Origin of the sequence: Neobacillus sp. SAB-20_R2A (assembly GCF_049568635.1) — a bacterium.
Classification (GTDB): Bacteria; Bacillota; Bacilli; order Bacillales; family Cytobacillaceae; genus Neobacillus; species Neobacillus citreus.
Genome location: NZ_CP145895.1, coordinates 5,587,252 through 5,599,821, shown reverse-complemented (window position 1 = coordinate 5,599,821; position 12,570 = coordinate 5,587,252). Strand labels below are relative to the sequence as shown.

9 protein-coding genes are annotated in these 12,570 nt (G+C 39.7%); 7 read left to right on the top strand and 2 right to left on the bottom strand.

Features of this window, described 5'->3' with window-relative positions:
• Positions 1 to 546 precede the first annotated feature (546 nt).
• Positions 547 to 1,488, bottom strand: coding sequence for a LysR family transcriptional regulator (locus V5M37_RS27365; RefSeq protein ID WP_423800024.1), 942 nt, complete (start codon positions 1,486 to 1,488; stop codon positions 547 to 549).
• Positions 1,489 to 1,604: 116 nt separating this feature from the next.
• On the opposite strand from V5M37_RS27365, the gene V5M37_RS27360 reads away from it, so the two are divergent.
• Together V5M37_RS27360 and V5M37_RS27355 are read left to right on the top strand one after the other, a co-directional pair.
• Entirely contained in the window at positions 1,605 to 2,384 is a 780-nt protein-coding gene (locus V5M37_RS27360) for a class I SAM-dependent methyltransferase (protein ID WP_423800023.1), read from the top strand.
• Positions 2,385 to 3,002: 618 nt separating this feature from the next.
• Positions 3,003 to 3,746 carry a hypothetical protein gene (locus V5M37_RS27355; protein ID WP_423800022.1) on the top strand — a complete coding sequence of 248 codons (744 nt, stop codon included), beginning with the start codon at positions 3,003 to 3,005 and terminating at the stop codon, positions 3,744 to 3,746.
• A 577-nt stretch (positions 3,747 to 4,323) separates the two neighbouring features.
• Here V5M37_RS27355 and V5M37_RS27350 read toward each other — a convergent pair.
• Positions 4,324 to 5,718, bottom strand: coding sequence for a restriction endonuclease (locus V5M37_RS27350; protein WP_423800021.1), 1,395 nt, complete (start codon positions 5,716 to 5,718; stop codon positions 4,324 to 4,326).
• A gap of 334 nt (positions 5,719 to 6,052) precedes the next feature.
• On the opposite strand from V5M37_RS27350, the gene V5M37_RS27345 reads away from it, so the two are divergent.
• The 5 genes from V5M37_RS27345 to V5M37_RS27325 all read left to right on the top strand — a co-directional run bounded on the left by V5M37_RS27345 (position 6,053) and on the right by V5M37_RS27325 (position 12,023).
• Positions 6,053 to 6,388, top strand: a complete 336-nt coding sequence (locus V5M37_RS27345; RefSeq protein ID WP_423800020.1) for a hypothetical protein — start codon at positions 6,053 to 6,055, stop codon at positions 6,386 to 6,388.
• Between the two features lie 525 nt (positions 6,389 to 6,913).
• Positions 6,914 to 8,206, top strand: coding sequence for a M14 family zinc carboxypeptidase (locus tag V5M37_RS27340; protein WP_423800019.1), 1,293 nt, complete (start codon positions 6,914 to 6,916; stop codon positions 8,204 to 8,206).
• Between the two features lie 632 nt (positions 8,207 to 8,838).
• A complete protein-coding gene (locus V5M37_RS27335) occupies positions 8,839 to 9,558 on the top strand; it encodes a phosphate ABC transporter ATP-binding protein (RefSeq protein WP_423800018.1) in 720 nt (239 codons plus the stop codon).
• Entirely contained in the window at positions 9,555 to 10,328 is a 774-nt protein-coding gene (locus V5M37_RS27330; protein ID WP_423800017.1) for an ABC transporter permease, read from the top strand. Before V5M37_RS27335 ends, V5M37_RS27330 begins: the two co-directional genes overlap by 4 nt.
• 354 nt (positions 10,329 to 10,682) lie before the next feature.
• Positions 10,683 to 12,023 (top strand): multicopper oxidase domain-containing protein, encoded by a 1,341-nt coding sequence (locus V5M37_RS27325; protein WP_423800016.1) that lies wholly within the window; start codon positions 10,683 to 10,685, stop codon positions 12,021 to 12,023.
• The last annotated feature ends 547 nt before the right edge of the window (positions 12,024 to 12,570 follow it).

The window sequence follows — 12,570 nt, the reverse complement described above, 5'->3', positions numbered from 1 at the left end:
GTTGATTTATACTAATGTGATAATGACGAAGAATTCTAGATCAAGTAAACGATATGACCAATGAATACGACCAAACTTTCAGAAACCTGGTTGATAGGTAGGTAATGATGGACGAACAGAGTACAAGGTATTTCTTTGGAGTTAAAATGCAAACAAATTTCCATTTAATTTGACATGCTGATAATTCTTTTTTCTCGTTGTAATTTCAGATGCGTTTTCGTGTGCGTACTAACAGAATAATTGTTAGAAACCTAGGTTCGGGTAACGATACCATTAATAGACGTAAAATTTTCGCTTAATTCGTGAATATCGTTGAAAATAGAATAAAATAGACGGAGAAAATTCGCTTAATTAGTGAAAGGCAATGAAAATGGCTTAAATAGACGAAGAAATTTCGCCTATTTTACTCGAAGTCCTAAAAATGGAGGATTTTGCTTTGCATAGTCGGAAAATATTCCCTTATTTACCTCAAAACGAACTCCATTCTGCATTTAGCCGAAAAATATTCGCTTATTTTACTTCTGCTAGTTACTTAATTAATTTCCCCTATAAAATACTCTTCCCATTAGTTTCATAAACATCCATAAATGCCCTTGCCGCCAGACTTAAGTATCGCTCTTTCAGATAAGCAAATACCACTGTTCGAGTCGGGTGTGATTGAAGCGGAATATACAACGGATTAAAATTTGCATTCTGCCGCATTACCATCTTTGGAATAATTGTCACGCCCAATCCGGAAGCGACGAGAGATTGAGCCGTCTCGATATTGCTAGTTTCGAAATCAATTTGCGGTTGAAATCCGCTGTCAGCACAGAGATCCAATACAATTCGCCGAAAGCCATATCCCTGTTTTAATACTACAAACGGTGAGCAGGACAACTCTGCCAAAGGAACTGTTCCCTCCGTGACTTGGTCATTTTCATCTACAGAACTAACGAAATGGCGAATTTGTTCCGACATCCAGTCTTTTTCTTCCCGTGGAACCGCTAGCAGCAATGGTTCTGTTAGCATCAGACGAGTGGCCAGTTGGTTATTTTCTATAGGTAAAGGTAAAACCGACAGGTCAACAATACCTCGAATTGTTAGATTTTCCAACTCCTCGGTTGATTCCTCAATGAGACGCACCTTGATTTGCGGGTATCGCTTCAAAAAGTTTTTTATTAGCAATGGCAGCACGTGACCGCCTGTGACGGCTGGCGCGCCTATTGTTAATTCAGATCCGATGCCCTCATTATTTTCGCGCATCTCACGCAAAAGGTCGTCGTGCTGCCTTAAGATCTGTTGCGCTTTCTCAATGAAACGGATGCCTTCTGGGGTTGGAATGACTCTTCCTTGTCCGCGTGAAAATAAACGGACACCGATTTCCTTTTCAAGCTTTTGGATTTGCTGGCTCAGCGACGGCTGGGCGATATGTAAGCTGTCGGCTGCTTTTGTAAAACTATTTTTTCGATAGATCTCCACTGCATATTGTAATAAGCGTATCTCCATCCATACCAACTCCATAGTTTAAATCTATGACTTTCATAGATTATATATCTTAGACGAATACGTGTCTAATCGATAATATACATGTAAGAACAGGTTAATTTTAGGGGGAATGAACGATGGCAGATGCGAAAAATACGGTCCAGCAACAGTTTGCAAAAAATCCCGAGAAATACCGGGACGAGAAGCTGTTTGCCGCAGGCCAGGAACTGGACGTAATGGTGAAAGCTGTAAAGTTAACAGGCAAGGAAAACGTACTCGATATAGGCACAGCTGCCGGGCATACTGCGCTCGCCTTTGCACCGTCCGTTAAAAATTGCATTGGAGTCGACATCACGGAAGAAATGGTGAAGGTGGCGATTGATTATGCGAAGGAACGTGGTTGTGAAAATGTAACGTTCCAGCAGGCAGACGCCGAAACTCTCCCTTTTCCTGATGCAACGTTTGATATCGTTACCTGCCGATATGCAGCTCATCACTTTCCAAATGTACGAAAAGCGGTGAAAGAAATTTCTCGTGTTCTGAAGAAGGGTGGACATTTCTTACTTGTTGATCATTACGCCCCGGAGGACAAGAGGCTCGATCAGTTCATCAACAAAGTAAATAAGCTCCGCGATCCCTCACAAGTACGAGAAAGCTCCCTTTCTGAATGGCGGGAAATGTTTGCTGAAAACTCATTACATTATTCGGAGCAATTAAAGTGGAATTTGCCCCTTGAATATGCCAGCTGGATTGAAAGGGCAGGTACACCAGCTGAAGCACAAAAGGAAATTATCTCGATGCTCGAGAACGCCACGCCATTATGCAGGGAAACATTTCAAATTTCCTTTGATGAGGAGGGGGAGCCGCAGGATTTTTGCCTGAAAGCGGTATTGTTGCATGGGGTTAGAGTGGATTGAGAATTGGGGGGGCAGCAGACCCCATAGCCATCAAGTTTAGTAACAAATTTACAGGATAAGGGGAATTGCCAAGGCTAGGCTAGCGGACCATGAGCGGAAACTGGTGCGTTGATGGCCTGACAGTCAGGTTAAATATGATCTATTAAAAAAAGCTTAAGGGATTATTAAATCCTTAAGCTTCTTTTAATTTTTAAGAGAGATTACACTAGATATTCCTTGATATACCAAAGTTTCTTTGAGTCACGGTATGAAGTTAAGGTCCTGTTTAATCCACAATAAGCCTATATCGCAATACATTTGAGGATTTTTTTAGAATACTGATACAGCCAATGAAATGTACCAACATTGACATAGTTTCTACCGCTGAATGACAAAAAGTATACCAATGAATGAAAGACAGATTAGCACTTCCTACCAGGATATTTATGTTGAAGAGGGGAGTGAATATTATGAGTATTTCCACATAAACAAACGGGCAGTTTTGTTAAATAAGATTAGTTTACTACTTTTACTATTTAGCCTGTACTAAGAAGAGTAAAAAGTCTAAAGTATGCAGGATTTCAAATTCTCAATAACGAATAAACAATCCTACCAGCAAAAAAAGAAATGAGGGGGAAAATGACTAAAATCATTCATGCCAAGTTGGTGGTATGTACATTGCTGCTATTAATAATCACTGCGGGGTGCAGCAAATCTTCAAGCGTTGCAGAGACAAAGGATATACAAAGTGTGAAAACAAGAGTATCCCAGTTGGAAGAGTCTAATCGCGTCCAGACCGACCTAATGAGTGTTCAGCTTTTGAACGACCAAAAACAGTATGCCAAAGCTGAGAAAGTTTTGGAGACCATTATTAATTCCACTAATGGAAAACAGTTTCTTACTGCTGAAAACAAGCTTGCAAAAGACCTATTGAATCATATAAAAATGGAACAATCAGCAAAGGCTCAAGAGCCAGAAACCCAATTTAAAACCTATACAAACTCACGTTTCGGCTATAGCATTCAATACCCCGATACCTTTCAGATGGGTCTAGAACCTACCAACAACGACGGAAGGGAGTTTTCTGACGGGATATGCCAAATTACTTCCTCTGGTGCGCATGCGGTTGAGGATAATCCCCTTCAGACTGAAAAGGACTGGGCAATTCAGGAAGTAAATGGAACGATATTGTACCAAAAAACAGGAGACAATTGGTTTGTTCTTTCCTACCAGGAGGGGAGCACTACTGTATACAAAAAGACGATGCTTAATGACGGAATCAGCTTTAGCATTGTGATCACTTATCCATCCGACAAGCAAAACACATACGGTCCAATAGTCTCGCACATCGTTTCCACCTTTGTTCCGGGGCACTCTGATTAACCTAAAAATTGGGGAAGATGTCAAGAGGGCTAGAAGAGTTCTAGCAGAGGCTGAATTGAAAAAGGCATTTGAAATGAGGCGATTATTTTAGGAAGAATTGCTTTTTCCTTATTGAAGCAACCTTCCCTTATCTATAGTATCAGCAATAAATCGTTAATCTGATGCACCTTCTATCTTTGTGTATATGTATCAATAGATTAGATTTATCGTCTATCAGAAGGACACTCGACACCGTCAAGGGCGAGGTGAAACCCTTTTTACCGACTCATTTCGGAGGCATCCTTTACACTGAGCCTCCGGCTATAAATAGTGGCATCTCTTGCCGTCATCCCAATGATTTTTAATTTCCACTATGAAAAACAAACATTGTGAAGGATTGTACTTAAAGTAACGAGGGTAGTTTAACAAGGAGTCGCAGACCACCCGAATTTTGTAAAAAAAATTGATAGAATGTAGTGACGGTGCCTAGTCACCGTCACCATTAGTCGTTACCCCACTTTTGCTTGTAAAAATAAATCAAGGAGACCTCTTTCAAGGCTCCTTATGATCAAAAATTAATTGTCAGCTTCACAATAGACTAAAACCATTCGGAAATTTTTTCTTTTAGCATGCTTCTATCCCATAGAATGATGTTATTTGAACGTGCTAACTCTCTTGCTGATTCAGTAAAATAACTATTAGTCACAACTATACCCTTGTGAAGCTTATAATAACTTAACCCAGCCACTACTTCCTGGATGGCCTTATTTGATACACTACCTGAATAACACTTAGTTTGAATGCCGTATTTTACATTATTTTTTTCAGCTAATACATCTATACCTTGATCTCCTGATCCCTTGGTCACTGTAGCATTGTACCCCATCTTACAGAAGAGTTCGGATACAAAAGATTCAAATTCATGCCCGGACATTAAATCCACATCATCCATTACTATTTTTTTGGACTTAGGTGTTTTTAATAGTAATGCTTCAAAATCATCCATTTCTTTTTCTTGAATTTTTTCTGAAATTTTCTTAACCACTATATTACGGCAAGTTAAATAATTTCTTCCTTCATCAAATTTTTTTAAGTACATTAGATAGTATGTAAACATACATTCATTTTCAATTGATTTCATATCAAGCATTTCAATTGTTGAGTATATTTCTATACACTCTTGTAGTGAGAGTACTTCAACATTTGAAAAATAAGAACCATATTGATCATTAAATTGATTGAAATAATAATGACAAACCTCTTCATTAAAAAGTATCCATGTATAATAAAACGCTTCATCATCAGAAATAAGGATTTCTCTCTTTTTTATAATCTGTACTAGTTTTTCAAAGATGTAATAATATTCAGTCATTTTATCTTGTTGATCCCCAACTTCTAATCTTTTAAGCAACCACCAATTATCCCCATATATTTCGTGTATTTGGAGCAAATACTTTCCTATACTAAAATTTTCGCAAATCATTAATTCAAACTTTTGAAAGTACTCGTCTTGTTCCAAAATAAGCATAGGCTGATTTAAAGTAATAAAGTTATAGATTATGGTCCTTACCATACTATCGGTCTTACAATCATTTACCTTTTTTATAATTTCTTCACGAAACATATTTCTTTTTCTATCAGTTTCTCTTTTATAGTCATCCAATCTTTTTTTGTAATACCCATTTAATGTATTAATATGTGTATTAACTTTTTTTAAAATATTTTCTTTATCAAAGGGTAAATGTACACCCCTGCCTGCCCTATCATCGTAAAATGCGGACAACGTAATCACTGTTTCATTCGTATGAGATTTAACAACATAAATTGATGGCATATAGTCATCATAATCCATTTTAATTGAGTATTCTGCGTTTTCATCTAAATTAAATTCAAAATCTGTACCGTGTTCAACGTATAGTTCAACTGTATAATCCTGTAAAACTAATTCACAATCTTTGAAATTACAATTTACCTTGCCTATAGATGTTCTCATATCTCTCCTCCTATTTTATTATATATATTCATTGAAAGGATTGAAAAATTCTCTCCTCCCAAATTATGATAAAAAGTAAGGGGATGGTGCTGCCACCTCCCGAAACCACCAGAACACTTGACCATCGACTACCAATTATACCTTGATCCAAGCGAAGTAGCTCAATGGGTAGATGCTCAATCGAAAAGAGGGTTTGTTATAGGCGAAGCATCCCAAAATGAAGCTTCTAAACCGGAGGTAAGCTGGATGGACGAGACCTCAAGCCTTTCATCCATGAATTCCTAACTGTAGCTAACAATGGAGAAACTGCAGACCTAGCATTAAGGGAATATCCATGGCCGAACAAAAGGATGCATCAACTGTACTCCTTGATCTGAATTATGTATTTTCGGAGCCCGTTGATACATATGAAATAGATTACAAGATCTTTTTTGATCAGTTTGACGCTCTTCATCAAAACCTTACGACTATACATATAGGCGATAAGGTAGTGGAGAAGGTTTTTAACAAAGATTACAGTTCTGTATCTGGTCATGTGGCAAGTGTAGCTTCAGGGACCATTACAATGGAAATCACCATTCCAAGATGGCTGAATACGATGTGGGAGTATGTCAAGCTAGGAGTGGAACATATTTGGACAGGGTATGATCATTTATTGTTTGTTCTATAAAGCAAATGTACCACCCGCCTTCTAGAAGCATCAGAGGGATTGGGTGGTATTTTGCTTTTTATTAGAAGTGTATGTAGATTGTTGAGGATTCCAATTATTAAGAGAGGCGGGATATACCATTCTTAGAGGAGATTCGACAAAACTAATTAAAAGGTCAAGTACTGGAAAGCAGTTGTCTATGCCTGAAGATGCTTTTATTTCCTTTGAAGTTAAAGTATTAAAGTGTGAGGGTTGTGCGAAGGGCATAGCCCTATTTTTTTGTTCGTGAAATGCCTAGATTGGTGGTCTACTCGGGGAACTTCTTTAATCCGATGGAATGATCGAGTTGTTGTTTAAATGTTTGTACAGGTTAAGATGTCCGACAAAAGACATGATTGTAAACTTTTTTCTTCTGCAATTACTCTATCAGGATAGGTATTTAGCTCTATTTATCCATTATTATCAAAACTTTACAGATTTATAGTTTATTAGGAACACTAAATATGTTATTATTCTGAATAATTAAATTATTCCAGGAGGATAAGTATGAAAAAGAAGAAACGACTCGGTTACATAATTTCCAGCGGGGTATTGGCCTCGACAATTATTTTGGGGGCAACGTCGGTTTTTGCCGAACCAACGACTACACCAAACGGACCTTGGGTACAGGACCAGCAAAATCTTTCCTTTGCAGGCTTGATGTCGAACGAGCAATTGGAAGCAAAATTGAAACAATTGGAGCAAGCATCCAACGGAAAAGTAGAGCTCGAGCAATTTGGAACATCTAACGATGGCTACCCGCTTTATGTGGTAAAACTGGGAGATCAGGATCCGCACAAGAAACGCGTATTGGTCTATACGCAAATCCATGGTAATGAGCCGCTTGGTACGGAGGCGGCAGTTGAACTAATCCAAAAACTTTCTGCTGGCGGTAAAGAAGCTGAGCAAATTTTGGACAAGGTGAACATTTGGTTCGTTCCCCGTGTTAATCCGGACGGGACCGCTAACCAATACGAAGGAAAGCCTTACCCTACAAGATACTCACATCAAACATTTAATCCAGTAGAATTAGGTCTGCCGGAAGATACTAAAGCTCCTTGGTATTACAATGCAGCAGGAAGTGAACGGGCTGTCAATAATGCTGGATCCGTTGTTTATGGCATTCCGGGGTTTGACCTAAACCGTGATTTCAACCCGAATTATGATTTTGACGTAAACGAAGAGATAGCGAAAAACCCGCAAAAAGTGGCGGCTATCTTGAATAGCAAAGATACAAACAACGGTTCGCAGGCAGCGCTGGTCTTCTCGCCGGAAACACGCGCCTTGACCGAACTGGTACAGGAATTTGATCCGGATGTCGCCATCGACATTCATCACCGTGGATTCAACCGATTATCGGAAGAAGACAGCCGTTCCGTCTCCATTCAGCTGTTAGGTCTGTTTACGACAAAGCCATACGTGGATCCATTCAGTGGAAAAACATATGCTGTCGATCCAGCTGTGGAAACACTCAGCAAAAAGGTGAACGCCGTTGCTTATGAATCCTTGCAGCGCGGGAACTCATCATATGGCGCCATTCAAAAATACCCTCAGGTGAACTATCCTGGCTCAGGTTTGGGGGCGATTCAGTTAAATGGCACCGCTACGATGCTGATTGAAATCAAAGGTCAGACGCAGACATTGGGCCAAAAGCAAAACGGAATGCTGAAGGAAACCGCGAAAGTGCCAGTCATGGCAGTCCTCAACAGCTTGGCCGATGGTTCCATTGAAAATGTAGACCCTAGCGTGTATGACGGAATCCCTGATTATGCATTGGGAGTAAGCCCAGGCGGGAAGTGATTGTAGGGACGGTTCTTGTGGGCCAATCAGAACCGTCCTTGTGAAAAGATATCTGCATAACTTGCATTTGGTACCGTTGAGAATTAGCTGTTATTAACCATTGTTGATTTTCATCTAGGTATGAGAATTCATAGGCGGAGAAATTTCGGTTAATTTATAAAAGGAAGCTTAAAAAGTGGATATAAGCGAATAAATTCCGATTAACTGCTCTAAATAAGACAAAATCTAAAGATTTGGATCATATAAACGAAAAAAATTCCTTTATTTTTAGTGAAATATGGGTATTTCCCAATTTAAACGGAATTTTTTCGTTTATTTTTCTAACACTGTGAAATCAACGTTCTGTTATGTTATAAAATTAAATCCACAAAAATAAAAGGTTCAAATCATATGCGATTTGAACCTTTTATTTTTGTGCTCTAAAACAGAACGGGCTAACCTGATTTCTGTTGCTTTATTAAGCCACGATTGTCGAGACACACCATGGGACAATGGAAGGAATGGGTGAACTAGCAAACGGAAGTGAGTTTTTGGTAAGATTGGCTAAGAGGTGCCTGTCACCTAAATGAACATGGAAGCAGAAGAACCGTCCCCATGCTTCATACACATGCTTCATAAGGAAGTGAACGAAAATGAAACCAGCTATACAGTTTAATGATGTTAATTACTCTATTGATGGTCAGCCGATTTTGAGAGATATTTCTGGGGCTTTTTATGATGGGGAGATTACGACTTTGGTAGGGCCTTCGGGGGCTGGGAAGACGACGCTGCTTAAGTTGTGCAATGGGCTGTTGTCGCCAAATGATGGAGACATTATCGTTCATGATCAAAACATAAATGATTATGACCCTGTGGAATTACGGAGGAAGGTTGGGATGGCGCTTCAAAGTGCGCCGATGATTGATGGAAGTGTACATAAAAATTTGGCACTGCCCCTGGAACTGCAAGGGAAACGGCTTCCAGATTTACAAGCCATAGATTTATTAAAGGACGTCGGTTTGTCAAAGGATTTTTTACATAGAAACAGTAGGGAATTATCAGGCGGGCAGCGTCAGAAGGTATCGATCGCCCGCACGTTGGTGAATCATCCGCAAATATTATTACTGGATGAAATTACTTCGTCTCTCGATCAAGTCTCGCAAAAGGAAATTGAGGAACTAATTGTAAAAATCAACCGGAAGTATGGCGTGACGATTGTTTGGATTACACACAACTTAAAACAGGCTTTACATGTCGGGACATATACATGGGTGATGATGGCAGGGGAAATCGTTGAAACGGGGAAAAGTGAATTATTAGAATCACCAAGCAATGAGCGAGTAAGGCAGTTTGTTAAGGGGGAATTGGGATGAGCACCATGGCCTTAATCTTTTCTCTCATTTTTGTTCTCATTCCCATCGTATTATCGAAGACCCTGAACCTTGGGCTGGAAAAAGATGCGACGATCGCCGTCATCCGCTCCATCATCCAATTGCTTGTTGTGGGCTATATTCTTAAATTTGTGTTCGACTCCGAAAGCATTATTTATATCTTCTTAATGGTTGCCGTGATGATTATTGCAGCGACCTTGAATGCCCGTAAAAAAGGGGCAGCGATTAAAGGGATTACGTGGAAAATCGCTGTTACGTTAATTTTTATCGAAGTGTTAACGCAAAGCATCTTACTCGGATTCAATATTACACCCCATACCGCCCAATATATCATTCCAATCAGCGGAATGATGATTGGCAATGGAATGGTGCTGGCCATCCTGTTTCTTAATCGGTTTATTGCGGAGACCGAGTCCCATCAGGATCAGACAGAACTGATCCTATCTCTTGGAGGAACACCTAAACAGGCCGTCCACACCCAGTTGATGACCTCAATCAAAGCAAGTATGATTCCGACCATTGAGAGTCAAAAAACGATTGGACTGGTTCAGCTCCCTGGGATGATGAGCGGTCAAATTATTGCAGGTGCGAGCCCTGTTCAGGCAGTTCAATTCCAGCTGCTTGTGCTGTTCCTGCTTCTAACGACAGCATCCATCACAAGTATCATGCTAGGGTTCTTGTCTTACCCAACGATGTTTAATAAACGGATGCAGGTAGTGATGCATGGGGACGGTTCTTCTGCCTCAAAGTGAGGCGGAAGAACCATCCGAGGCCACTGAAAAAAACAACTTAAGAAGGTTCGGACACTTTGGCCTCTTTTTTAGGCAATTTTGTGGCTGAATTTAGTAGTGGATGATCAAAAAGGACAGCTAGCCTTTGTGTGGGCAGGCTGTCTTTTTTTAATGCTATAAAAATCCAGTTGGGGGGGAGGTTTAGGCTAACAGGGATAGTGCCTGACATCTTTTGCCTCGCTTATTTTAAAATAATAACATTGCTGTTTATTTTTACCTTTAGAAATGAGATTGACAGAATTGTGCGCTTAATTGATAATAATAATCAGTATAGAGAGAATGATAATCATTATCAACATAGGGAGAGGGAGATTTATGAAGATTTATGGAAAGTTAGGCACTATAGTGATAGGTATTCTATTGTTATTAGCAGCTTGTTCTAATGCTTCCAACTCGTCAGTGTCTAATAAAGATGAGAAGGCACCAAAAGTAGAAGCTGATGAAAAATCGTCTAATGAGGCAAAAGTGATTTCTTTATATGCTGGTGATATTACAGAAGAGTTATCTGAAGGAAAAACATTGTATTCTTGGGGATACGGTTTGTGGGATGAAAAAAATAATAAACCGGCTTCCGAGCCCACCATTCCAGGTCCGGAAATTCGTGTGAAAGAAGGCGAGCATGTAAAGATTATTTTTCATAATAAGCAAAAAGAACCGCATACCATTCATTTTCATGGCATCGACAACAGTTTCAAAGGTGATGGGACGCCTGGAGTCAGCCAAAAGGAGGTAGAGGATGGTGAAACCTATACATATGAATTTGTTGCGGGCCATTCTGGAACCTACTTCTACCATTGTCATGTTGAACCGGACCGCCACCCTGAAATGGGATTGTATGGTGCCTTTATTGTGGAACCAAAGGAACAAAAGGTTAAGTATGATAAAGAATTTGTTCTCATGCTGGGTGAACGTGACCCGTTACTAAGTGTTGCTGAAGGTACAGAAGCAGGAGCATACTTGGGAACGGCTGCAGAGAATGAACATTTAAATGGTGAATACGATACTGTGGACCGCCATCCAAAATATTTTACTATCAATGGAAAGATGGATGGTGATATTCCGCCGTTGAAAGTGAAGAAGGATGGAAAGTACCTGATTCGGTTAATTAATGCCGGCTCTGACGTTCATTCCATCCATACGCATGGACATCACTTTAAAGTGGTAGCAACTGATGGCCGAATCAATCCAAATCCGCAGGTAAAGGATACAATCAGTATTGCCCCAGGTGAACGATATGACCTTGAGTTTGTGGCAGATAATCCCGGTGCATGGCCGCTTCACTGTCATATGGGACCTCACGCGACACATGGCATGCATACGTTCATTGTATATCCTGGATTTGAAGAAAAGATCATGAACCACGAGATGAATCAGTTTGGTAAAATCGAACATGAATTAGCGGAAATGAAGGAGTTCTTGTACAGTGAAAAATATGATCAGTTTAAGGCTGAGTTAGGTGAATTATCCCAAAATTTTGACCAAATCAAAGATAAATTAGCAAAAAAGGATCCAAGCTTGGTGGAAAATATTGAGGCAACAGGGACAGAAATTGCACAACATTTAGCGGCTTCACCCGATCAAAATAAGCTTCAACAATCGGTAGAAAAGTTGGTCGAACAGCTGAATAAGGCGAAGGAAATTATGGAGGGGGAGTAGCCCTTTGGCGTTCTCCTTCCCGCCTATCAGGCATTGGGAATTGCTGTTCCTTACAAGAAGCAGCCAACCATTAGACAGTATTGTTTTTATATTTGATGTTAAAAAAGGGAACAGCCTTCTGTTCTCTTTTTTGATGAAGTTTTTTTATATATTGAAAATGGAGACAAATTAATCGGAAACTTTACGTTAAGATACTTGTAATGATGCATGGGGACGGTTCTTCTGCCTCAAAGTGAGGCGGAAGAACCGTCCCTGTGCTTTACAATTCCAATATTGAAATTTATTCTTTTACTTTCAACATCAACGGCATTCCGTTTTTTACTGTGGCCGTGAAGATTCGCGTATCCGGCGGATTTAACATTTTCTAATTGATTGATCAGTTTTTCGGGGCTTTCGTTTGGTGGCGAATTTCGAAACTGTTCGTCCTCCATTCTTATTATGAGATAATCCCATAGGATGAAATTACCAGTTGAAATCCATGCGTAAAGGGTATATATTATTACTCCAGTCACTTTTTTGGGTGACGAAATACATTAGGATATGAAAC

Bases quoted from the DNA above. Each gene is read 5' to 3' on its own strand.
- V5M37_RS27355 (WP_423800022.1), top strand. From the start codon at position 3,003: ATGACTAAAATCATTCATGCCAAGTTGGTGGTATGTACATTGCTGCTA.
- V5M37_RS27330 (WP_423800017.1), top strand. From the start codon at position 9,555: ATGAGCACCATGGCCTTAATCTTTTCTCTCATTTTTGTTCTCATTCCC.
- V5M37_RS27365 (WP_423800024.1), bottom strand. From the start codon at position 1,488: ATGGAGATACGCTTATTACAATATGCAGTGGAGATCTATCGAAAAAAT.
- V5M37_RS27325 (WP_423800016.1), top strand. From the start codon at position 10,683: ATGAAGATTTATGGAAAGTTAGGCACTATAGTGATAGGTATTCTATTG.
- V5M37_RS27360 (WP_423800023.1), top strand. From the start codon at position 1,605: ATGGCAGATGCGAAAAATACGGTCCAGCAACAGTTTGCAAAAAATCCC.
- V5M37_RS27340 (WP_423800019.1), top strand. From the start codon at position 6,914: ATGAAAAAGAAGAAACGACTCGGTTACATAATTTCCAGCGGGGTATTG.
- V5M37_RS27350 (WP_423800021.1), bottom strand. From the start codon at position 5,718: ATGAGAACATCTATAGGCAAGGTAAATTGTAATTTCAAAGATTGTGAA.
- V5M37_RS27335 (WP_423800018.1), top strand. From the start codon at position 8,839: ATGAAACCAGCTATACAGTTTAATGATGTTAATTACTCTATTGATGGT.
- V5M37_RS27345 (WP_423800020.1), top strand. From the start codon at position 6,053: ATGGCCGAACAAAAGGATGCATCAACTGTACTCCTTGATCTGAATTAT.